Raw genomic sequence first — 20,121 nt, 5'->3', positions numbered from 1 at the left:
CGCCTTCGCCACTCCCTGGATGGCTGCCACCCGTCGCGGAGGTTCGCCGCATGACGTACATCAAGCTCCCGCACACCGACCTTGACGACGAGCGCTGGATCGACGCCGGTTCGGACGCCTTCGCGGTGCACTGCGCGGCGATGGTCTGGTGCGATCGCCGGCTCACCGATGGCCGGATCTCACGGTCTATGGCCCTTCGTTGCGCCCTGGCTGTGCCGCTCGAGCGCGTGGCTGAGGCGGTCGCAACCCTCACCGAGCACGGTTTCTGGGTCGAGGACGGCGACGGCTACGTGATCGTTGACTACCTCGAGCACGCCTTCCCAGCGAACCAAGTGAAGCGGACGCGAGAGAGGTGGGCTCGGGACAAGGCGCGCAGGCGGCAGCACTCCATCGGCGATCACGAGTTGTGCGTGGACCCGAAGTTCTGCGAGGTCCGCAAGGCGGAACTGACCGCGGACTCCACTCCGGATTCCACCGTGGAATCCCCTGGTGGAGGCTCACGCCTAGACCAGACCAGACCAGACTCGACCAGACCAGACCGGAGGTCTGGGTCTGGGAGAGGCGCCGAGGGCGACTCCGCTGGAGCTACGTCGCCACGGCGCGGAGAAACCTGCCCGCACGGAGTCACGAACGGCATCTTCCTCGGGCAATGCGAGACCGACGAGTGCACCGCGGCATGGCAAGACCTCAGCAGCACGGCAGGGGTGGCGTCATGACCTGCCAGTCCTGCGGAGGCATCGCCACCGAACGGCCAGCCCTCTGCGACGCCTGCCGTTCCGAACGGGCCATTCACGGCCGCGCGAAGGCCGCACAGCGCCGCAGGATCCTCCAGAGCCGCCTCACCGCAGCGAGCAACCGCAGGAGGTCCCGATGACCCCCCACCAGATCCTCGAGCGACGACTGACCACCCTCGCCGAAAACGGCACCCGCCCACCATGCGCTACCGACCCCGAGAGGTGGATCGGAGACGACCCGACCGCCAGAGCCTTCGCGATCTTCGAGTGCGTCGGCGGCTGCCCCGCCCTCAGCGAGTGCCGAGCCGCCGGAGTCACCGAGAGCCACGGCGTCTGGGGCGGTATCGACCGCAGCAAGACGACCCGACAGAGGAAGACGACAGCGGCATGACACGAAGAGAGCACCCCATGACCCCGACCAATTCACACCCGACCCCGGACGACGACCGCGAAACGCTGCGCACGTTCGCCCGCCGGCTGTTCAGCGATCCCGACGCACCCGCCGAGACAGACGCCGAGGCCGACGAGGGCGACCCGGCCCTGGGCAATGTCTCGCCCCGCGAAGGCATGGGAGCCGCGCAGCCCGCGGACCCCAGGGCCGACATGGCTGCGTTTGCACGGGCACTGTTCGGGAGGGACTGGTGAGCATGACCACGCCCGGCAGGCTGCCCGACGCACTCGTCCAGGACGCCCACGAGCTCGCCGAGGCCCTGGCCCGCGTGGCCGGCGACGAGGCAGCCGTGCTCGCCGTCATCGCCCGGACAGCCCGCACGAGAGACCCCCAAGCCGCTGCCGCGTTCTGCGTGGCCGCCCTCGCGTACACGTACGGCCGCTGCGTCGTGCTGACCCACCCGCTACCCCCCAGCGACAACACGCCCAAGGAGAAGACCCCATGAACACCACCCGAGCCACCATCAACCTCACCGAGCAGGCATTCCGCAACCTCGGGCTCAGCCTGCCCAAGAAGATGACGGACGAAATCGCACGCGTCACGGCCGCACTCGCCGACCGAGGCGCATTCACGCCGAATCTCGAGGCCCTCGGAAACGCCACGGCCGAAGCCATGATCGACGGCCGCGACCCGCTGACCGATCCGGCGGTGGACCTCGAGCTCAAGCGCCAGCAGCTCGCCACGCTGCGAATCAGCGAACACCTAGACGCTGTGATCGAGCGACGACGAGCAGCCCTCGTGAACGCGCACCTACCGGCCATCATCGACGCCCTGGCCGGCGTCGTGAAGGAAGCCGACGCCGCGCTGCACGAGGCACGAGAAGCCATCCCGGGCCTCGACCTCACAGACCCTGCGTTCGGCTCGCTCGTCCCGCCGTCGAAGCTCCCCCTGTGGGGCAATGCCCGCCGGGCCGCCGACCGTGCCAGCACCGCAGCCCAGACCTGGACTCTCCTGGCCTCCGCGCTGAACTTCGGCCGCGAGTACCCCTCCCACCGACCGCTCATCCTCGCCGACCTCACCGCCACCGAGCGCGACGCACTAGGACGGGAGGCCAAAGCCGACGCCGCGCTCCACGCCGGGCACCGAATCTCCCTCGCCACGCCAGAAGTGTTCACCGAGCGGGTCCGACGGGTCGTGGACGGCCGAGCAGCCCTCGAGACCGAGCGCCTCGCCACGCAGTCAGCGACCCAAGGCGCTCGTCACCGCTTCATCGCCTGACTTCCAAGAACGCCGGCCGACCTCGCACAGCCAACGGGGTCGGCCGGCACACAACCACACCGATAGAGAGCCAACAATGGCAACCCAGAAGACCCCACCCCCTCCGCGGGGACTGCGCCAGAGCGGGCGCTCCCTGTGGACCGCTGTCCTGACGACCTTCGACCTGGACGAGCACGAAAGCGCGATCCTCACCCAGGCATGCCGCATCGCCGATCTGTGCGACACCCTCCAAGGCACCCTCGACGCCGACGGCATCATGTCCGAGTCCTCGCAAGGCACCCGCGTCCACCCTGCCGCCGTCGAGCTGCGCCAGCAAGGCATCGCCCTAGCGCGCCTCATGACCGCGCTGCGCATCCCCAGCGGAGAGGCATCCGAGGGCCGCGCACAGGCTCGCCCCGGAGCTCGAGGCGTCTACCCCATCGGCGGTACGTCATGAGGCGACGAGTCAGCGAAGACCGGACTCCGCCCCGGTGGCTCCTCGAGCCGCGACCCGACGACTTCCCACACCCCGCATGCCATTGGGAGTGCGCCTACTGGGCAGAAGCCACCGCGTGGCATGAGAAGCACCCGGACACCGCGGCCCCACTCGGCGCCGGCCCCGACACGCCGTTTCACCCGGAGCGGATCTAATGCGCCGCCGCAAGGACGATCACGAGACCGGCAGCGCGGCCGAGATCGTGGCGCTGTACGCCCGAGTCAAGACCGACGCCGCCGCACTCGACGCCGACTCCGCGACACGCGCCACCTACGTGCGAGACGTGCTGGCCCTACACGGGACAAACCCCCTGCAGGCAATGCGCGCACGGCTGTGGCTCCAGCAGGGCCGCGCAGACGAGGGCTGGCGCGGATGAGCAAGGGCCGATCTATTCAGCGACGGGGGGATATCTCACGGCCGGACGGGTGTGTCCTGCATGGCCGCCGCGGGGGCCCCTCCCCAGGGGTCGCGGCGGCCGTCAGCGACGAGACGAAGGCAAACCAGATGGCACCGACTGATGCGGCTGCGATGCGGCTCCTGTATCCGACGCTTGGACGGGCTGAGCCCCGCCTCTATCACTACACGAGCCTGGCCAACCTGCCGAGGATTCTGGAGGCTGGGTTCATCGACGTCACGAACCCCAGTACGTCGCCGAGGCGGGAGCTGGATGCCCCGGAGGTCGTGTGGCTTACGGCGAACTGGCGGCCTGGCAGGTTCAAGCTGGTGACGGACGGCCACGAGCTGATCGACTACAGCCGGACTGCGGTGAGGTTCACGGTGTCGGTGCCGGAGCAGGAGACGATCCCGTGGGAGGAGTTCGCGCGGACCTGGGGCGAGTCGGAGGTTGTGATCAGGACAATGACTACCAACGGACATGTGCGGCGCTGGCGGGTGATCGAGCGCCCGATCCCGGCCACTGAGTGGGTCGAGGTCCGAGACATGCGTACCGATGAATTGATCCCGCTGGACACGCGGGGCGGCCCTCAGGGAGCCTCGCAGTGCAAGCGGGTGACGGAGCAGTGAACGTCCATGCCGCTGCCGACGACGGGGACCGGCGGGGGGCCCTAACGGTTTCAGGTGCAGCCCGAGTAGCCGTTCAGCCGGCCCTCCGCCATCGGCTGAACGACCGACTCGGATCAGCCGTTCGGCCGAGACGTGTGGCCGAAACTCTGACGCATCCTGCTGCTAGAGGCTCCATGCTCGTGCCCTATAGTCCGAACGTATGGGTACGGGGCGCTACTGGAAGAAGCACCCCCGAAAGGAACTGGAGGCAGTCCTTCAGACGTTCCACAAGCGAGGTTGGTCCATCGAGGACCCGCCCACGTACTACAAGGTCAAGTGCCCTTGCGGACGCCACATGAGGTGGGTCCACTTGACGCCGAGCGATCCGTACTACGTAACGAACACTCGCAAGTGGCTCGAGCGACAGCCCTGCATGATGGAAGAAGAGGAGGCGGACAGATGAGAATCGGTTGGTCCTTCCATGTTGAGATCCATGTCACAGACATGAGCAGCGAAGCCCTCGAGTCCAACGCGCAGGATCTGATGCAAGAGCTATTGGACCTGGAGGCAGCCGGGTGCGGCATCCACTCCGCAGCGGTGTCTCTAGACCTTGACCGCGAGATGATCGAAATCGAGGTTGCCACCGAAGACGAGGACGAGAACGTAGCCCTCGCGCGCGTGAATAGCTGCATCCGTGCCGCCATCCACGCAACAGGCGGCAACACGCCCGGGTGGGAGGAGGCGCCCCACCAAGTGGCGCCCGAACGGCTGGACCACACTCCGGCCTGAGCCGGACCCCCGTATCGCTCTGACTTGGGGCACCCCGTATCGCAGGCCACAACCTGCCAACCTGGCACGGCCCGCCCGAACCTAGTGCTCGAGTGCGCGCTTACCGGCAACCTGTGGCAGGCAAGCATTGGGGGCGAGAGGCGCGGTGAGTCTTCGATGCCCGCCAACCGCGCCGGAGTAAACCTGCGGGCCTGGTCAGCCGCCATCTCCAGTCCGTCTGAGCCCACGAACTGAACCGCGCCTCACTCGGCCTCCTCGAGCTCGACGAGGCAGCCGCCAGCCTGGGTTTGCAGTCGGTGGACGCCGCGGTACCCCCGGGCGCCTGGCCGTAGAAGATCCAGTGCGAGTTGCACCATGCCGACAGTCGGCCGAGGCGGGTGCTGCGCCGTGCGTGCACGCGCGCCCTTGGTCAGTCCGTGTCCATGGGGGAAGTTGCGCTTCCCTGGGTCGCGTCGCAAGCGGACAGGATCGCCGCGGCGTAGGCACGTGCCTGCGAGAGAGACATCTCGCTGCTGTCGGACGGGACCAAAACCATGTCGTCCTCGCCAACGGCCTCCTGGACGTCGAACAGCCATCCGTTGCCCTCGACGTGCAGCCGGCAGGACGAGGCGTCCTCCTCAGGCTCGAGGTCGAGGTGGGTGATGTGGTCGTTGCACCAGTCCGGGCAGTCGCTTGGGGGCTCGACGTAGTCCACGAGGGACCGCAGATCCGAGAGGACCAGAACGATCCCGGTGCGGAAGTCTTCGCCATCAAGGCTGCCGTCGTCCAGCCTCGAGCCAAGGTTGTCGGACTCGTCGCGGAGCATCTGTAGCCGCTGCGAGATATCAGGGGACACTGTTGACAAGATCGTTCTCCTACTACTCAGGGGATTCGGTCCAGGCCTCGGGCAGGTGTTAGCGCACCGGGCCGGGGCCGCTCTTATTTTCTGCCCCCATCCGCCGATATGCGCGCGGTGGGGGAAGCTCAGGGGCAATATCCTCAGGCGGCCCGCGTTGCGCTCGAGGTGCGCTCCGCGCTGTCCTGTGGCTCGATCGGGCGCTCGACCCAACCGAAGCCGGGGCGCCACACGAGCTCCTGTGCGGGCCGGTTGTCCGTCGCGTGCTGCTCGCTCATGGCTTCCCCTCGGGGGTCTCGTAGCGCTGGTCCGCTACAACGTGTCTCGACACTATTAGGGCTGCCCGGGATGTGCACGATCCACGCGAACAGCGCGCGCGAGGCGGTGACGAAGATGTGCACCCTGCCGCTCCTGGCGGGCGAGAACGTGTCGGCGCGCTTCGTCGTCCCGACCGTCGCGTCCTCGATCGACCTCGTCGTCCATGCGGCGCTCGAGCGCGACGGCCGTCGCACCGTCCGCGAGATCGCTGCCGTCCCGGGCCGCGCGGAGGAGGACGTCGTCGAGATCGGTGCGCTGTTCGTCAGGCGTGGTGGCTCCCTCGTCCGGGCCGACGGGTTCCCGCCGCACGCCGAGCGCTTCGCACAGGCGGGGTTCGACCTCGCCGCACTGCTCGCCCAGGACACGTCGTGAACGGGCTCCTCGTGGGGCTGACCCTCGGGGTGGGGCTGTTCCTCGTGTGGTGGAGCTGCTGGGTGCCGCTGCCCGGCGACGGCCCCCGCCGCCGGCCCGCAGCCCTGCGCCGGCTCTCGGACGAGGTGGTCCAGGCCGGGTTCGTGGGCCTCACGGTGCGCACGCTGCTCGTCGCCTGTGCCGTCGCGTTCGCCCTCGTCCTGGCCATCGTGCAGATCACCGTCGGGGTCCTCCCCATCGCCCTGTGCTTCGCGGCGATCGCCGGGGCGGGGCCGGTCGTGCTCGTCCGGCGACGTGCTCGGCGCCGGCGGGCGCTGCTGCGCGACCTGTGGCCCGACGCGGTCGACAACATCACCTCGGCGGTCCGGGCCGGGATGGCGCTGCCCGAGGCCCTCGCCCAGCTGGGGCAGCGCGGCCCCGAACCGCTGCGCGAGCCGTTCCGCCGGTTCGGCGACGACTACCGGCTCACCGGCCGGTTCTCGGACTGTCTCGACCGGCTCAAGGAACGGCTGAGCGACCCGGTCGCAGACCGTCTCGTCGAGAGTCTGCGCATCGCCCGCGAGGTCGGGGGCACCGACCTCGGCCGGCTCCTGCGCACCCTCAGCGGGTTCCTGCGCGAGGACGCGCGCACTCGCGCCGAGCTCGAGACGCGACAGTCGTGGACGGTCAACGCTGCTCGCCTCGCGGTCGCCGCGCCCTGGCTCGTCCTGGCGATGCTCTCGAGCAACCCCGAGTCCGTGGCCGCGTACTCGACACCCCTGGGCGCCGGGGTCCTGGCGGCGGGGGCGGCGGTCAGCGGGGTCGCGTACTGGCTCATGATGCGGATCGGGCGGCTGCCCGACGACCAGCGAGTGCTCCGGTGACCGGTCTCATGCGGGACGGCGCCGCGCTGGGGTTCGTCGCGGGGCTCGGCCTCGTCCTCGTGTGGGCCGGGCTGCCGCGCCACCGGCGGCCCCGTCTCGCAGACCGGGTCCTGCCCTACCTCCGCGACACACCCCGTCCGTCCCGCCTCCTCGCCGACGACGACCGCGGCACCGGTCTCGTGCGCATAGTGGCGACGCCCCTGGTCCGTGAGCTGGCCCAGGCAGCGGAACGCGTCCTCGGCGGGGCAGCGTCGGTCCGCAGCCGCCAGCTCCGGGCCGGGTCGACCCCCGACGTGGACCGCTTCCGCGCCGAACAGGTGCTCTGGGGAGTCGCGGGTGCCGCCGGCGGAGCGGCGTTCGGCACACTGGTGGCGCTGGCGCGCGGTACCTCGGTCGTGCCCGTCCTGCTCCTCACGGGGCTCGGCTTCGGCCTGGGGGTGGCCGGTGCCGACTACCTGCTCACGGTCCGGGCCGTCCGCCGCGAGCGACGGATGCTGGCGGAGTTCCCCACTGTCGCCGAGCTGCTCGCGCTGGCAGTGGGTGCCGGCGAGGGCGCCGTCGGTGCGCTGGAGCGGGTCTGCAGGCTCTCGCACGGGGAGCTGGCCACCGAGCTCGGCCGGTGCCTGGCCGACGCCCGGGCCGGGGCGAACCTGCCGACGGCGCTCAACGGGCTCGCCGACCGCACGGGGCTCTCGAGCCTGCGGCGCTTCGTCGACGGTGTCGTCGTGGCGGTCGAGCGCGGCACACCGCTGGCCGAGGTGCTGCGGGCCCAGGCGCAGGACGTGCGCGAGGAGGGCCGGCGGACCCTCATGGAGGCAGGGGGGCGCAAGGAGATCGCGATGATGGTCCCGGTCGTCTTCCTCATCCTCCCGGTCACGGTGCTCTTCGCGGTCTTCCCCGGCTTCAGCTTCTTCCGCTTCACCCTCTAGACCGCCCGATGGAAGGAACGACCATGACCAGAACCAACCATCTCGCCCGGGGGGCCCGTCGTCGGGAGCGCGGGGACGTGCCCGGATGGGTGCTCATCACCCTCATGACGGCCGCCCTCGTCGCGGCGCTGTGGGCCGTGGCCGAGGACCAGCTCGTCTCGCTGTTCAAGAGCGCCCTGTCCTCGGTCGGCAGCTGAGCGAGATGCCGGCCCGTCGCGGACGCGAGGCGGGCGCGGCCGTCGTCGACTTCTCGATGGTGTCCGTCCTGCTCCTCGCGATCTTCCTCGCCGTCGTCCAGCTCGGTCTGGCCCTGCACACCCGCAACACGCTCATCTCCTGCGCCTCCGAGGGTGCCCGGTTCGGGGCGCGCGCCGACGCCCGACCTGGCGAGGGGGCGGCCCGGACCTCGGCGCTCGTCTCGGCTTCGCTCTCGGCGCGGTACGCGCGGGCCGTGACCTCACGCGAGGCCGTCGTCGGCGGTGTACGGGTCGTCGAGGTGCGCATCGTGGCACCGGTCCCGGTGCTCGGGCTCCTGGGCCCCGAGGGCCGCCTCGACGTCGTCGGCCGCGCCTTCGCGGAGGACCAGTGAACCGGGCCCGGGCGCCGCTGCGCCGGGACGAACGCGGCAGCGCCGTGGTCGAGTTCGTCACGCTCGGGGTGCTCCTCCTCGTCCCGCTCGTGTATCTCGTCCTGGGGCTCGCCCGGGTGCAGGCCGGCGCCTTCGCGGTCAGCCAAGCCAGCCGGGAGGCGGGCCGGGCCTACGTCACCACCGATGCGGGGGAGGACGCCGCGGCGCGGGCGCGGGCGGCGGCCCTCATCGCTTTCGGCGACCACCGGTTCGAGGACGTCGGCACCCTCGAGATCGCCTGCGACGGGACCCCGTGCCTGCGGCCCGACGGGACGGTCCGCACGACGGCCACCGTCCGGGTGCCGCTGCCGCTCGTGCCGGCGTTCGTGCGAGACGCCCTCCCGGTGAGCATCCCGGTGTCGGCGAGCCAGGTCTCGACCGTCGACCGGTTCCGGGTGCTGCCGTGACGACGCCACCGGAGCCGCGCGACGAGCGCGGGACGATCAGCGTGTTCATCCTCGGTCTCGCGGTCATCGCGATGGTGCTCGTCGCCGGGACGGTCGCGGTCACCTCGGCACACCTGTCCCGGATGCGCCTCCTCGACGCGGCCGACGGGGCGGCGCTCGCGGCCGCCAACGCCCTCGACGCCGCCGCCTACGAGCGGGGCCTCGACGACGCCGTCCCGCTCAGCGACGCCTCGGTCCGCCGGCGGGCGGCCGAGTACCTGGCGGGTGCCGACCGGCCGCGGTCGGTGCTGCGCTGGTGGCTGGCGCCCGGCACCGGGAGCCCCGACGGGCGGACCGCCGTCGTCGCCCTCGGCGGTGAGGCCGAGCTGCCGTTGGCCGGGGGAGCGCTGCGCGAGCTCGGGCTGAGCATCACCATCACCGTCGTCTCCAGCGCCCGGGCCGACGTCGTCCAGCCCTGAGCGGGCGCGGGTCAGGGGACGAGGCGCAGGACGAAGCGGTCGAACCCGATCCACGACCGGCACGTCGACGCCTTCGACAGGCCACCGCTGTAGACGGTGCACGACGACTCGAGCCGGATGTCGACCCGCTGCCCGGCCTTGACGGTGACCTGGCCGGTGCGGGCCAGCGTGCCGTCGATGGGCAGCTCGATTCCCGGCCCGAACGTCAGGTCGGCCCCGACCTCCGGGCCGCGCTCACCGAACACCCCGGGGTCGACCCAGCTGGACACCCGCACGTTCGCGTCGTCGTCCGGGCCGCCCGGCGCGCGGCCCTCGACGTGGTAGCGCGCCCGCCAGTCGTAGGCGTAGGTGCCGGAGCGCGGGATCGTCAGCGAGGCCTTGGTGGCCCCGCGGGCGTACGCGTAGGTCTCGCCGGCCTTGCCCGCGTCGACCGAGGCCCGGGCGTCGCCGAAGAACCCGGTACGGCTGCCGATCTTCCTCGCCGTCGACGCCGACGCCGGCCCGACCCCGCCCTTGCTCGCGGTGCTGCCGGAGTCGCGGAACGAGCCGAGCACGTCGATGACGACGGGCGTGGCGGTCGGCGAGGTGCCCGGGGTGGGGGTGGCCCCGCCGCCGGGGGACGCCGTGGCACCGGGGGAGGTGGTGCCGGTGGTGGGTGGCACCGTGCCGGGACCGGACGTGCCCCCGGGGCCGGGCGACTCCGGCGCCGAGGTCGTGGCGCTGGAGGTGCCCGACGGGCCGGGGGTGGCCTGCGTGCCGGTGGGGGCGCTCGCCCCCGAGGTGGGCGCGTCGGCCGGGTCGCCGCTGCTACAGGCCACGAGCAGGCCGAGGGACAGGACCGCGCCCAGCGCGGCCGTCGTGCGTGCCGGAGCCACCGATCCCACCTCCCTGCCGAGCCTGCTCCGAGCCTACGTCCGGGTGTCGCCCGCCGTCCGGCGTTCCGCGGGACCGGCCCCCGCGGGCACCGACGCCCGGCGCTCCTCGCGTAGGCTTGCCCCTCGTGGCCACCGACTTCTCCCAGGAGATCAAGCACCTGCGCGGCACGATGGCATCGGTCCGCGAGGTCACCGACCTCGCCAAGCTCGAGCAGCAGATCGCGGCGTTCGAGAAGGAGGCCTCCGACCCGAGCCTCTGGGACGACCAGGAGCGCGCCCAGCAGGTGACCTCCGGGCTCTCCCGCGCCAAGGCCGAGCACGAGCGCGTCACCGGGATGGACCAGCGGGTCGAGGACCTCGAGGTCCTCGTCCAGATGGCCGAGGAGGAGAACGACGCCGACACCCTCGCCGAGGCCGAGCGCGAGCTGACGAGCCTGAAGAAGGCCGTCGGCGAGCTCGAGGTGCGCACCCTGCTGGCCGGCGAGTACGACGAGCGCGCCGCCGTCGTCACCATCCGCGCGGGCGCCGGGGGAGTGGACGCCGCGGACTTCGCCGAGATGCTCATGCGGATGTACCTGCGCTGGGCCGAGCGCCACGGCTTCCCTGTCAAGGTCCTCGACACCTCCTACGCGGAGGAGGCCGGGTTGAAGTCCGCGACCTTCGAGGTCGACGTCCCCTACGCCTACGGCAACCTTTCGGTCGAGGGCGGCACCCACCGCCTCGTGCGGATCAGCCCGTTCGACAACCAGGGCCGGCGGCAGACCAGCTTCGCCGCCGTCGAGGTCGTGCCGCTCATCGAGGGCACCGACTCCATCGAGATCCCCGAGAACGACCTGAAGATCGACGTCTTCCGCTCCTCGGGCCCCGGCGGCCAGTCGGTCAACACCACCGACTCGGCCGTGCGGATGACCCACCTCCCCACCGGCACCGTCGTGTCGATGCAGAACGAGAAGAGCCAGATCCAGAACCGCGCCGCCGCCCTGCGCGTCATGCAGTCCCGGCTCCTGCTGCTCAAGAAGGCCGAGGAGGCCGCCGAGCGCAAGGAGCTGGCCGGGGACGTCAAGGCGAGCTGGGGCGAGCAGATGCGCTCCTACGTCCTGCACCCGTACCAGATGGTCAAGGACCTACGCACCGAGCACGAGGTGGGCAACACCTCGGCGGTCTTCGACGGCGACATCGACGCCTTCATCGAGGCCGGCATCCGGTGGCGCATCGCCCAGGACAAGGCCGCCGGGGCCTGAGCCCGATGAGCACCGCCCCCGGCCCGGCCGCCCAGCCCGCCTGGCAGGCCTGGGAGGCCGCCCTCGTCGACGCCGTGCTCGCCCTGCCCGACGGCGGCTCGCTGACCGTCAGCCCGGCGGCCGAGCACGCCCGGCCCGGCCGGCCGCGCGGCACCCGCGTGCGCTTCCTCGTGAGCGCCCGCCGCCGCCCGGTACTCCCGGCGGTGCGGCTCGTGCGGGTCGAGGACCACCTGCGGGGGCACTGGGCCGGGGCGGAGCGCTTCGGCGGCCCTTTCCCGTGGACGCGCGACGAGGAGGACGCCATCACCGCCCTCGGGTGGCACCGGCCCACCGTCGCCGACGGTGACGACTTCATCCGGTTCTGGCCCGACGACGTGCCGCAGGGCCCGTACCTGCCGCTCGAGGACGCGCGGCGCGCCGCCGCCGTGGTCGCGCGGACCTTCCGCGAGGTGCTCGCCGTGACGCCGGACGGCGGGCAGCCCGATGGTGGGCTGCCCGCCGTCCGGCGCGACGAGGGCTGAGGGCGGTCGCCCCCGGCCGTTGTCTCAGGGCTGGGTGTCGATGCCGTAGTACGTCGTCTGGTCCCCGGCAGCCTTGAGCGCCGCGGTGAAGGCGCTCGTCGGGATCGAGGCCGACCCGCCGAAGGCGTACACGAGGTCTGCCGAGGCCCGGGAGCGGAGCAGGAAGGTCGACGTGCCGGCCGGCAGCGTGCCCGACCCGTTCGTGAGGAGGATCGGCTCACCGAAGGTCGCCATGAGCGTGCCCCCGGCCACCGCGTCGGGCCAGTTGCGGCCGTCGGCGATCCCGGCGTACCACGTGGAGGTGAAGAAGCGGCTCGCGACGTTACCGGCCACGTCGTAGCGGGAGGCGCCCCCCACGACCTCGGTGCGCGGGTCGGCGATGACCGACTGGGCCCCGCTGCCGCCGATCGCGAAGATCTCGGCCTCGTCGGCCATCGCGTCGAGGTAGCTCTTCGTCACCGCCGGCAGCGTCGGCCCGTTCGACAGCAGGATCGGCGCGTCGTACAGCGCCGACGGCGGACCCGCGACGAGCGCGTCGGCGAACGCCTTGCCGGACGCGACGAAGGCGGCCCGCGGGGCGGGGCGCCCGTTCAGCGAGTCCAGCTTGCGGGCCACGTTGACGGCCACCTCGTACCGGCTCGACCCGCCGATCCGCTCGGTCCGCAGGCCCAGGTTCTTCAGCGAGGTCTGCACGGCGGACGACACCGATGCCGTGCCGCCGAGGATGTACACGGTGCCGCCGGGCTCGAGCGCGTGCTGGACGGCGGCGCGGGTCTCGGGTCGCAGCCGGTCGGGGGCGGTCAGCAGGCTCGGGCCGTCGACGGCGACCGCGAGCGGGCCCCCGGCGAGCGCGTCGGCGAACGCCTTGCCGCCGGCGAGCACGACCCCCTTGGACCGGTTCTCGGGGTAGCCGAACGCGACCTCGGCCGCCACCTCGTACCGGTTCGCACCGCTGATCCGGTAGTTCGCGGCGACAGGGTTAGCGGGCTCCCAGGACAGGACCGTGGGCGCCGGCGCGCCGGTGTCCACCTGCCGGAGGAGGACGTCGGACGCGGGCGGGTCGAAGCGGCCCGCGGTGTTCACCTTGACCGCGCGAACCTGGAAGCGGGTGCACTCCTCGTCCTGGGCGCGGACGTAGGCGAGGAAACGCCGGTCGGGGCTGAACCGCGGAGCCGCGACGTCGCAGCTGAAGCCGGCGTCGGCGACGTCCACGGGCGCGCCGTAGCCGAGGGCGGTGCCGGTGGGCCCGTCCTGGTGGTCGACGAACAGGCGGTGGCTGCCGTCGCCGCCACCGGGGCGGTCCCCGAGGAACGCGAGGTAGGTCGCACCGTCGTTCTCGCCGACCCAGACGCCGGCGCCCGGCTGCTGGTCGACGGCCGGGGGACCGGGCGCGTACTGCTCGAGCCCGAGGGGGATCGGCGTCGAGCTCGAGTGGTCGGAGCCGTAGAACGGGCTCGGGACGGCCGTGAGGTCGGACCCGCCACCCGCGGCCGGGACCCGGACGATCGTGGTGCCGCCGTACGGGGTGATCGCCGGGTCACCGGCGCCCGAGGGCATGCTGACCGGTTCGGTGTACCCGGGGTTCGTGGCCTGCGCGACGTAGCCGCCGTCGACGAGCTGGAGGAACCCGTCGCCGAGCGGGCCCCACGCCACCGGCTCCTGGGAGGCCGGGTACGTGGTGCTCACGCCGGAGCCGATGCCGCTGACGACGGTGCGGTCGGCGGCGGGCATCGGGGTGTAGGCGATGACGTCGCCGGCCGGCCCGACGACGACGTCGGTGCGGCTCGTGCTGGTGGTCGGCGTGCCGGCGGTGCCGCCGGCGCTGACCGGGACCCGCACCGAGCCCACCCCGTCGGAGACGTACAGGGCCGCTGCGGCAGGGACCCCCGTGGCGGCGGCCTCGGCGGTGCCCGAGCGAGCGGCCAGGCGCGCCAGGGTCGCGCGCGCGCTGAGGGGGGCGGAGTCCCCGGCACCGGCGGCGTCCGCTTGGGGCGCCGGGGCCGGCCTCGCGACCGCTGCGGTGGAGCCGGCAACCAGGGGGACGATGACCGCCGCCGCCAGGGCGAGCGCGATCGAAGGGCGGAGAGGGGGCACGACGGGTCCTTTCGCGACCTCGGCCGGAGGTGGTCCCCCCACGCCGGTCGCGAGCAATGTAACCGCACCGATGGCGGATCGCCCGGCTTCTGCGAGAACTCGCGGAGTTCGCGTCGCCGGGACGGCCGAGTGGCCGCCGCGGGTCGGCCGAACGCGCCGAAAGGGGGCGTCCTCACCGCGTCTTCCGGGTCGCCGACCTATCCTCGGAGGTGCCGCGCATCCGTTGCGGCTCCCACCCCCGAGCACCGAGGCCACCCCCACCGCATGATCCGCTTCGAGAACGTCACGAAGGTCTACCCGAGGTCGACCCGCGCGGCCGTCGACGACGTCAGCGTCGACATCGACCGGGGCGAGTTCGTGTTCGTCGTCGGCCCCTCCGGCTCGGGCAAGTCCACGATGCTGCGTCTGGCCCTGCGCGAGGAGGCCGCCACGAGCGGCCTCGTCCTCGTCGCGGGCCACGACCTCGGCAAGATGCCGATGCGCCAGGTGCCCCGCCTGCGCCGCGAGATGGGTGCGGTGTTCCAGGACTTCCGCCTCCTGCCGAACAAGACCGTCCACCAGAACGTCGCGTACGCGCTCCAGGTCATCGGCAAGCCGCGGCACGCCATCCGCCAGCTCGTGCCCGAGACCCTCGAGATGGTCGGCCTCGCCGGCAAGGAGAAGCGCTTCCCGCACCAGCTGTCCGGTGGCGAGCAGCAGCGCGTCGCCATCGCCCGGGCGGTCGTCAACCGTCCCCAGATCCTGTTGTGCGACGAGCCGACGGGGAACCTCGACCGGAGGATCAGCATCGAGATCGTGCGGCTCCTCGAGCGCATCAACCGCACCGGCACGACGGTGGTCATGGCCACCCACGACCACGACATCGTCAACGACCTGCGGCGCCGGGTCCTCCAGCTCGAGGACGGCCGCATCGTGCGCGACGAGCAGGAGGCCTCGTACAACCAGACGGCCGCGGCGGAGGGGGCCTGACATGCAGATGCGCTTCCTCGCCTCCGAGGTCGGCTCCGGCCTGCGTCGCAACATCTCGATGGCCGTCTCGGTCGTGCTCGTCACGATGGTCTCGATGTTCCTCCTCGGCCTCGGGCTGCTCGCGCAGCGCCAGGCCGACACGATGAAGGGCTACTGGTACGACCGCATCCAGGTGTCGATGTACCTCTGCACCGCCGACTCGCTCCAGCCGAACTGCGAGGGCAAGGAGGTCACCGACGCCCAGAAGGCGGCCCTGCAGTCCCAGCTCGAGGCGCTGCCGGAGGTCAAGGCCGTCTTCTACGAGTCCGAGGAGCAGGCCTTCGACCGGTTCAAGGAGCAGTTCCGCAACAGCCCCATCGCCGGCAACGTGCAGGTGGGCGACATCCCGCAGAGCCTGCGCGTCCAGCTCCAGGACCCCACGAAGTTCGACATCGTGACCACCCAGTTCGAGAACGCCCCCGGCGTGGCCACCGTCCAGGACCAGGAGAAGGTCCTCAGCAAGTTCTTCACGATCATCAACTACGTCACCTTCTTCGCCGTGCTGCTCGCCGCCCTCATGGCCGCGTGCGCCGCGCTCCTCATGGCGACGACCATCCGGCAGGCGGCGTTCATCCGACGTCGTGAGATCGGGATCATGCGTCTCGTCGGCGCCTCGAACTGGACGATCCGGATGCCGTTCGTGTCCGAGATGGTCCTGGTGTCCACCGCCGGCGTCCTGCTCGCCGTGTCGCTGCTCGTCGGGCTCACCCAGTACGTGTTCACCGAGGGCGCGAGCAAGATCGCGCTGTCCCAGGCGTTCATCGGGGTCTCGGACGTGTGGCTCCTCGCGCCCTGGATGTTCGGGGGAGTGCTGGTCATCGCGATGGCGACGAGCCTGGTCACGCTGCGCCGGTACCTGCGCGTCTGAGCCCCGGGACCCGCCGTTCTCCTGAGAGCGCGCTGATGCGGGAGTACCGTCGAAGGTGCCCTTTTTCCGCGTCGGGTAGGCGAACTCTTGTGATTCGTGTTACCAATGGTGACTATGGGACGTCGTGACCGTGCACTTGCTCGCGCCCCGAGGCGTCTCGTGGGGGCCGGCGCGGCCCTGGTCTGCTCCGCCGGGCTCCTCACGACGGGAGCCCTACCGGCTCCTGCCGCGCCGGACCCGGGCGCGCAGAAGAAGAGCGTCGACCGCAAGATCAACCAGCTCGAGGACCACCTCGACGAGACGAGTGCGGCCCTGTCGAAGGCCTACAAGAACCTCAAGGCGACCCAGGACAAGCTGCCCGCCGCCCGCACCGTCCTCGAGAAGGCCCGCGCCGCCGCCGAGGCGGCCGACCACGCGCAGGCCGTCGCGACCCAGGAGCTCGAGGTCGCGCGTGCCAACGAGGCCAAGGCCCGGACCGACCTGAAGTCCGCGACCGCCGAGGTCGCCGCAGGCCGCAAGCGGATCGCGCAGTTCGCGGCGCAGATCTACCAGGAGCAGGGCTTCGGTCAGCTCGACGTCGCGCTGTCGAGCACCGAGCCGCAGGACTTCGCGGACCGCCTCGCGATGGTCGACACCGTGCTCGACGTGCAGACGAGCACCATGGCGCGGCTGACGACCGAGCAGGCCAACCTCACCGCGCTCGAGGACCACCTCTCGGCGCTGCGAGCGGACTCCGCGGCGAAGAAGAAGGCCGCCGAGGCCGCCCTCGCCCGGGCCGAGAAGGCCCGCGACGCGGCTGCCGCGGCGAAGGCACAGCTCGACGCGCTCGCCGCCAGCCAGGAGAAGCAGGCCAAGTCCTACGAGGACCAGCTCGCCGCGGACAAGAAGCAGCTCAAGCAGATGCAGGCCGAGCAGTCCCGCCTCAAGAAGATCCTCGCCAAGCGCGCGGCCGAGGCCCGCGCCCGGGCCGCCGCTGCCGCGGCGGCCGAGGCCAAGCGCCGGGCGGCGGCCGAGAAGAAGCGCAAGCAGCAGGGCAGCTCGAGCAGCGGGTCCTCCAGTGGCTCCTCCAGCGGCGGCTCCTCCAGCGGCGGGTCGTCCTCGTCCGGGGTCCTCAGCCGGCCGGTGCGCAGCGGGTGGGTCAGCTCGGAGTACGGCATGCGCTTCCACCCCGTGTACAAGTACTGGCGGCTGCACTCCGGCCGCGACTACGCCGCCAACTGCGGCGTGCCGGTGTACGCCTCGGCGTCGGGCTCGGTCATCATGGCCGGCTGGGGCGGGGGCTACGGCAACCGCGTCGTCATCGACCACGGCCTGCAGAGCAACGTCGGGCTGGCCAGCGCCTACAACCACCTGTCGCGGGTCACCGTCGGCGGGGGCAGCGTCAGCCGCGGGCAGCTCATCGGCTACGTCGGGGACACCGGGACGTCCACCGGCTGCCACCTGCACTTCGAGACCCTCGAGAACGGCGACTTCGTCGACCCCCGCAAGTGGCTCAACACCCTGGGCTGACCAGGCGCCGCGGGAACCCGCAGGTGCCGGGGGCCGGCCGGCGGGTAGCCTGACCTGTCGTGGCCAAGGAGACCGGGAAGAAGCTCGTCGCGAGCAACCGCAAGGCCCGTCACGACTACCTCATCGAGGACACGTACGAGGCGGGCCTGGTCCTCATGGGTACCGAGGTGAAGGCCCTACGGATGGGCCGCGCCTCGCTCGTCGACGGGTGGGCCGGCTTCGACCGGGACGAGCTGTGGCTCGAGGGCGTCCACATCCCCGAGTACCTCAACGGCACCTGGACCAACCACACGCCGCGGCGCAAGCGCAAGCTGCTGCTGCACCGCCGCGAGCTCGAGAAGATCGCCCACGCCACCCGCGAGTCCGGGCGCACCGTGGTGCCGTTGTCGCTCTACTTCAAGGACGGCCGCGCGAAGGTCGAGATCGCCGTCGTCACCGGCAAGAAGTCCTACGACAAGCGGCACTCGCTCCGGGAACGCCAGGACCGGCGCGAGGCCGACCGCGCCATCGCCGCCCGGCGCCGCGGCGAGGCCTGACATGTCCGCCGCGGGCGGGTCGACCCGGGGGGCGCGCACGGCCCTGGCCGGCCTCCTGCTGGCCACGCTCGCCCTGATCGGCGCTCCGGCGGCGTCCGCCGAGCCGGCGGCCCCCGGCCTGGGCGCCTGGGGCGCCGCACTGCCGTCTGCCCTCGCGGCCGAGGAGCAGGCGGACGCGCTCCACACACGCATCGAGGCCCAGGAGGACGGCTCGGTCGTCGTCACCGAGGACATCACCTGGCGCTTCCCCGACGGCGAGGAGCGGCACGGCATCTACCGCAATGTGCGCGTCCGGGCCGGGTACCAGGACAGCGAGAGCGAGTACCGGTACTACGAGCTGTCCGGGGTCGAGGTCAGCTCGCCCACGGGGGCGCCCACCGACATCGTCGTCCAGGACTTCGGGGCCTTCCGCAAGATCCGCATCGGCAGCCCGTCCGAGACGGTGACGGGGACCGCGCGGTACGTCGTGCGCTACCGGCTCGCCCACCTCGTCAACGACATCGGTGACGGCACTGCCGAGGTCTACTACGACGTCGTCGACCCGGCGAGCACCTTCCCGCAGCGTGACGTGCGGGCCACCGTCAGCGGGCCCGCGGACGTCACCCGGGCCGCCTGCTTCTACGGCCCGTCCGGGTCCACCACGGCGTGCGAGGCGACGGCCGGCCCCACCGCCACCTTCAGCATCCCCGACCTCGCGGCCGACGAGGGCGCCTCCGTCGTGGCGGCCTTCCCCCGCGAGGCCTTCGGCGACCTCGCGCCCGACCTGCGCACCGGCAGCGCGGAGTCCTCCAGCGGCAGCAGCGTGCCGCCGGCGGTGTCCCGGGCCCTGGCGGGGCTGACCGTCGGCGCCGGCATCCTCGTGCCGCTCCTGGCGGCGGCCCTCATGGGTCTGCTCGTGTGGACCCGCGGGCGGGACGAGCAGTACGCCGGGCTGACCCCGGGCCTCTCGCCCGGGCGCGGCGAGGAGGCCCAGGTGGTCTACGGCGGGGCGCAGCCGACCGTCGCGGTGCAGTTCACCGCCCCGTCGGGGGTCCAGCCGGGCCTCGTCGGCACCGTCGTCGACGAGGAGGCCAACGTCGTCGACGTGAGCGCGACGATCGTCGACCTCGCCGTGCGCGGGCACCTGACCATCGCCCGGGAGGACCGGGGGACGTTCCGGTCCGACGACTGGGTGCTCACCCGCGCCGCCCCGCCCGCCACGGCCGCGCCGCTCGCCGGCTACGAGCAGGTCCTGCTCGACGCACTGTTCGCCGGCGGCGAGGCCGTCCGCCTCTCGTCGCTGAAGAACCACTTCAAGCCGACGCTCGAGGCCGTCCAGCGGCTGATGTACGAGGAGGTCGTCGAGCGGGGCTGGTTCCGGCGCAGCCCCGAGCGGCAACGCGCCGGCTGGGTGGGGCTGGGGACCGCCCTCATGGGGCTCGGGGTGCTGGGGTTCTTCTTCGCCGTCGGCCCGATGGCGGGGGTGTTCGCCGAGGCGGACTACCCGGTGAACCCCGGTTGGGTCCTGTTCGGCGGCCTCGTCGTGGCAGGCCTCGTCGTGCGCTCGCTCGGCCGCCGGATGGCCGCCCGGACCGCCGAGGGGTCCGCGGTGCTCGCCCAGGCCCGTGGCTTCGAGCGCTACCTCACGACCGCCGAGGCGAACCAGATCCGGTGGGAGGAGGCCCAGGACGTCTTCAGCCGCTACCTGCCCTACGCGATCGTCTTCGGGGTCGCCGACCGCTGGGCCGAGGTGTTCGAGGAGGTCGCGACCGCAGCGGCCGCCGCGGGCCACGTCGTCGCGAGCCCGTGGTGGTACGCGGGGTCCTGGGGCGACGCCGGCTTCCGGGGGGTGGCGTCGAGCATGGACTCGTTCTCCACCGTCGCCGCCGGCACGTTCGTCTCGACGCCCGGGTCGTCGGGGTCCTCGGGCTTCAGCGGCGGCGGGGGCTTCAGCGGTGGCGGCGGCGGCGGGTCCTCCGGCGGCAGCTGGTAGCGGGCACGACACCGGGCC

General features: G+C 72.1%; 26 protein-coding genes and 1 pseudogene. 23 read left to right on the top strand and 4 right to left on the bottom strand.

Annotated elements, in window-relative coordinates:
- Positions 1-50: 50 nt before the first annotated feature.
- The 9 genes from Q0963_RS03585 to Q0963_RS03545 all read left to right on the top strand — a co-directional run bounded on the left by Q0963_RS03585 (position 51) and on the right by Q0963_RS03545 (position 4,669).
- The gene (locus tag Q0963_RS03585; protein ID WP_299442643.1) at positions 51-716 is read left to right on the top strand and encodes a hypothetical protein; all 666 of its coding nucleotides are present in this window, start codon (positions 51-53) and stop codon (positions 714-716) included.
- 154 nt (positions 717-870) lie between these two features.
- Positions 871-1,125, top strand: a complete 255-nt coding sequence (locus Q0963_RS03580; RefSeq protein WP_299442640.1) for a hypothetical protein — start codon at positions 871-873, stop codon at positions 1,123-1,125.
- A 17-nt stretch (positions 1,126-1,142) separates the two neighbouring features.
- A complete protein-coding gene (locus Q0963_RS03575) occupies positions 1,143-1,379 on the top strand; it encodes a hypothetical protein (protein ID WP_299442637.1) in 237 nt (78 codons plus the stop codon).
- Positions 1,376-1,630: a hypothetical protein gene (locus Q0963_RS03570; RefSeq protein WP_299442634.1), complete on the top strand. Its 255-nt coding sequence runs from the start codon at positions 1,376-1,378 to the stop codon at positions 1,628-1,630. Before Q0963_RS03575 ends, Q0963_RS03570 begins: the two co-directional genes overlap by 4 nt.
- Positions 1,627-2,403 carry a hypothetical protein gene (locus Q0963_RS03565; protein ID WP_299442630.1) on the top strand — a complete coding sequence of 259 codons (777 nt, stop codon included), beginning with the start codon at positions 1,627-1,629 and terminating at the stop codon, positions 2,401-2,403. The genes Q0963_RS03570 and Q0963_RS03565 overlap by 4 nt, the downstream gene beginning before the upstream one ends.
- A gap of 76 nt (positions 2,404-2,479) precedes the next feature.
- Positions 2,480-2,839, top strand: a complete 360-nt coding sequence (locus Q0963_RS03560) for a terminase (RefSeq protein WP_299442627.1) — start codon at positions 2,480-2,482, stop codon at positions 2,837-2,839.
- A 193-nt stretch (positions 2,840-3,032) separates the two neighbouring features.
- Entirely contained in the window at positions 3,033-3,254 is a 222-nt protein-coding gene (locus Q0963_RS03555; protein WP_299442624.1) for a hypothetical protein, read from the top strand.
- Between the two features lie 128 nt (positions 3,255-3,382).
- Entirely contained in the window at positions 3,383-3,901 is a 519-nt protein-coding gene (locus Q0963_RS03550; RefSeq protein ID WP_299442621.1) for a hypothetical protein, read from the top strand.
- A gap of 483 nt (positions 3,902-4,384) precedes the next feature.
- Positions 4,385-4,669: a hypothetical protein gene (locus Q0963_RS03545; protein ID WP_299442618.1), complete on the top strand. Its 285-nt coding sequence runs from the start codon at positions 4,385-4,387 to the stop codon at positions 4,667-4,669.
- A 409-nt stretch (positions 4,670-5,078) separates the two neighbouring features.
- On the opposite strand, the gene Q0963_RS03540 is transcribed toward Q0963_RS03545, so the two are convergent.
- Positions 5,079-5,474 carry a hypothetical protein gene (locus tag Q0963_RS03540; protein WP_299442615.1) on the bottom strand — a complete coding sequence of 132 codons (396 nt, stop codon included), beginning with the start codon at positions 5,472-5,474 and terminating at the stop codon, positions 5,079-5,081.
- Between the two features lie 173 nt (positions 5,475-5,647).
- Positions 5,648-5,782 (bottom strand): hypothetical protein, encoded by a 135-nt coding sequence (locus Q0963_RS03535; protein ID WP_299442612.1) that lies wholly within the window; start codon positions 5,780-5,782, stop codon positions 5,648-5,650.
- Positions 5,783-5,840: 58 nt separating this feature from the next.
- Here Q0963_RS03535 and Q0963_RS03530 point away from each other — a divergent pair.
- The 7 genes and pseudogenes from Q0963_RS03530 to Q0963_RS03500 all read left to right on the top strand — a co-directional run.
- Positions 5,841-6,194 (top strand): annotated as a pseudogene (locus Q0963_RS03530) (CpaF family protein); the annotation flags it as partial.
- A complete protein-coding gene (locus tag Q0963_RS03525) occupies positions 6,191-7,057 on the top strand; it encodes a type II secretion system F family protein (RefSeq protein WP_299442609.1) in 867 nt (288 codons plus the stop codon). The pseudogene Q0963_RS03530 and the gene Q0963_RS03525, both read left to right, overlap by 4 nt.
- A gap of 8 nt (positions 7,058-7,065) precedes the next feature.
- Complete coding sequence (locus tag Q0963_RS03520; RefSeq protein ID WP_299443609.1) at positions 7,066-7,986, top strand: type II secretion system F family protein; 921 nt, start codon at positions 7,066-7,068, stop codon at positions 7,984-7,986.
- A 23-nt stretch (positions 7,987-8,009) separates the two neighbouring features.
- A complete protein-coding gene (locus tag Q0963_RS03515) occupies positions 8,010-8,183 on the top strand; it encodes a hypothetical protein (RefSeq protein WP_299442606.1) in 174 nt (57 codons plus the stop codon).
- A gap of 5 nt (positions 8,184-8,188) precedes the next feature.
- On the top strand, positions 8,189-8,575 hold the full coding sequence (locus Q0963_RS03510) for a TadE family protein (RefSeq protein ID WP_299442603.1): 387 nt from the start codon (positions 8,189-8,191) through the stop codon (positions 8,573-8,575).
- Positions 8,572-9,021 carry a pilus assembly protein gene (locus Q0963_RS03505; protein WP_299442600.1) on the top strand — a complete coding sequence of 150 codons (450 nt, stop codon included), beginning with the start codon at positions 8,572-8,574 and terminating at the stop codon, positions 9,019-9,021. Before Q0963_RS03510 ends, Q0963_RS03505 begins: the two co-directional genes overlap by 4 nt.
- Positions 9,018-9,479, top strand: a complete 462-nt coding sequence (locus Q0963_RS03500) for a pilus assembly protein TadG-related protein (RefSeq protein ID WP_299442597.1) — start codon at positions 9,018-9,020, stop codon at positions 9,477-9,479. Before Q0963_RS03505 ends, Q0963_RS03500 begins: the two co-directional genes overlap by 4 nt.
- 11 nt (positions 9,480-9,490) lie before the next feature.
- Here Q0963_RS03500 and Q0963_RS03495 read toward each other — a convergent pair whose 3' ends face one another.
- On the bottom strand, positions 9,491-10,354 hold the full coding sequence (locus tag Q0963_RS03495; RefSeq protein ID WP_299442594.1) for a hypothetical protein: 864 nt from the start codon (positions 10,352-10,354) through the stop codon (positions 9,491-9,493).
- A gap of 125 nt (positions 10,355-10,479) precedes the next feature.
- On the opposite strand from Q0963_RS03495, the gene prfB reads away from it, so the two are divergent.
- Positions 10,480-11,595, top strand: a complete 1,116-nt coding sequence (prfB, locus tag Q0963_RS03490) for a peptide chain release factor 2 (protein ID WP_299442591.1) — start codon at positions 10,480-10,482, stop codon at positions 11,593-11,595.
- A gap of 5 nt (positions 11,596-11,600) precedes the next feature.
- Positions 11,601-12,116: a TY-Chap domain-containing protein gene (locus Q0963_RS03485; protein ID WP_299442588.1), complete on the top strand. Its 516-nt coding sequence runs from the start codon at positions 11,601-11,603 to the stop codon at positions 12,114-12,116.
- Positions 12,117-12,140: 24 nt separating this feature from the next.
- On the opposite strand, the gene Q0963_RS03480 is transcribed toward Q0963_RS03485, so the two are convergent.
- Positions 12,141-14,210 carry a cell wall-binding repeat-containing protein gene (locus Q0963_RS03480; RefSeq protein WP_299442585.1) on the bottom strand — a complete coding sequence of 690 codons (2,070 nt, stop codon included), beginning with the start codon at positions 14,208-14,210 and terminating at the stop codon, positions 12,141-12,143.
- A gap of 264 nt (positions 14,211-14,474) precedes the next feature.
- Between Q0963_RS03480 and ftsE the strand changes: the two genes are divergently transcribed.
- The 5 genes from ftsE (at position 14,475) to Q0963_RS03455 (ending at position 20,103) form a co-directional block, all read left to right on the top strand.
- A complete protein-coding gene (ftsE, locus tag Q0963_RS03475; protein WP_299442582.1) occupies positions 14,475-15,179 on the top strand; it encodes a cell division ATP-binding protein FtsE in 705 nt (234 codons plus the stop codon).
- Position 15,180: 1 nt separating this feature from the next.
- A complete protein-coding gene (ftsX, locus tag Q0963_RS03470) occupies positions 15,181-16,086 on the top strand; it encodes a permease-like cell division protein FtsX (protein ID WP_299442579.1) in 906 nt (301 codons plus the stop codon).
- 159 nt (positions 16,087-16,245) lie between these two features.
- The gene (locus tag Q0963_RS03465) at positions 16,246-17,595 is read left to right on the top strand and encodes a M23 family metallopeptidase (protein ID WP_299442576.1); all 1,350 of its coding nucleotides are present in this window, start codon (positions 16,246-16,248) and stop codon (positions 17,593-17,595) included.
- Positions 17,596-17,654: 59 nt separating this feature from the next.
- Positions 17,655-18,131: an SsrA-binding protein SmpB gene (smpB, locus tag Q0963_RS03460; protein WP_299442573.1), complete on the top strand. Its 477-nt coding sequence runs from the start codon at positions 17,655-17,657 to the stop codon at positions 18,129-18,131.
- Position 18,132: 1 nt separating this feature from the next.
- On the top strand, positions 18,133-20,103 hold the full coding sequence (locus Q0963_RS03455; RefSeq protein WP_299442570.1) for a DUF2207 domain-containing protein: 1,971 nt from the start codon (positions 18,133-18,135) through the stop codon (positions 20,101-20,103).
- The last annotated feature ends 18 nt before the right edge of the window (positions 20,104-20,121 follow it).

This window comes from uncultured Phycicoccus sp., assembly GCF_947495705.1.
Lineage (GTDB): Bacteria > Actinomycetota > Actinomycetes > Actinomycetales > Dermatophilaceae > Phycicoccus.
The sequence above is the reverse complement of the archived record's forward strand: the minus strand, read 5'-3'. Positions and strand labels throughout refer to the sequence as shown.

Coding starts and splice junctions, on each gene's coding strand:
- Q0963_RS03585 (WP_299442643.1), top strand. CDS start 51: ATGACGTACATCAAGCTCCCGCACACCGACCTTGACGACGAGCGCTGG.
- Q0963_RS03580 (WP_299442640.1), top strand. CDS start 871: ATGACCCCCCACCAGATCCTCGAGCGACGACTGACCACCCTCGCCGAA.
- Q0963_RS03575 (WP_299442637.1), top strand. CDS start 1,143: ATGACCCCGACCAATTCACACCCGACCCCGGACGACGACCGCGAAACG.
- Q0963_RS03565 (WP_299442630.1), top strand. CDS start 1,627: ATGAACACCACCCGAGCCACCATCAACCTCACCGAGCAGGCATTCCGC.
- Q0963_RS03560 (WP_299442627.1), top strand. CDS start 2,480: ATGGCAACCCAGAAGACCCCACCCCCTCCGCGGGGACTGCGCCAGAGC.
- Q0963_RS03555 (WP_299442624.1), top strand. CDS start 3,033: ATGCGCCGCCGCAAGGACGATCACGAGACCGGCAGCGCGGCCGAGATC.
- Q0963_RS03550 (WP_299442621.1), top strand. CDS start 3,383: ATGGCACCGACTGATGCGGCTGCGATGCGGCTCCTGTATCCGACGCTT.
- Q0963_RS03545 (WP_299442618.1), top strand. CDS start 4,385: ATGAGCAGCGAAGCCCTCGAGTCCAACGCGCAGGATCTGATGCAAGAG.
- Q0963_RS03540 (WP_299442615.1), bottom strand. CDS start 5,474: ATGCTCCGCGACGAGTCCGACAACCTTGGCTCGAGGCTGGACGACGGC.
- Q0963_RS03535 (WP_299442612.1), bottom strand. CDS start 5,782: ATGAGCGAGCAGCACGCGACGGACAACCGGCCCGCACAGGAGCTCGTG.
- Q0963_RS03520 (WP_299443609.1), top strand. CDS start 7,066: ATGCGGGACGGCGCCGCGCTGGGGTTCGTCGCGGGGCTCGGCCTCGTC.
- Q0963_RS03515 (WP_299442606.1), top strand. CDS start 8,010: ATGACCAGAACCAACCATCTCGCCCGGGGGGCCCGTCGTCGGGAGCGC.
- Q0963_RS03510 (WP_299442603.1), top strand. CDS start 8,189: ATGCCGGCCCGTCGCGGACGCGAGGCGGGCGCGGCCGTCGTCGACTTC.
- Q0963_RS03485 (WP_299442588.1), top strand. CDS start 11,601: ATGAGCACCGCCCCCGGCCCGGCCGCCCAGCCCGCCTGGCAGGCCTGG.
- ftsE (WP_299442582.1), top strand. CDS start 14,475: ATGATCCGCTTCGAGAACGTCACGAAGGTCTACCCGAGGTCGACCCGC.
- ftsX (WP_299442579.1), top strand. CDS start 15,181: ATGCAGATGCGCTTCCTCGCCTCCGAGGTCGGCTCCGGCCTGCGTCGC.
- Q0963_RS03455 (WP_299442570.1), top strand. CDS start 18,133: ATGTCCGCCGCGGGCGGGTCGACCCGGGGGGCGCGCACGGCCCTGGCC.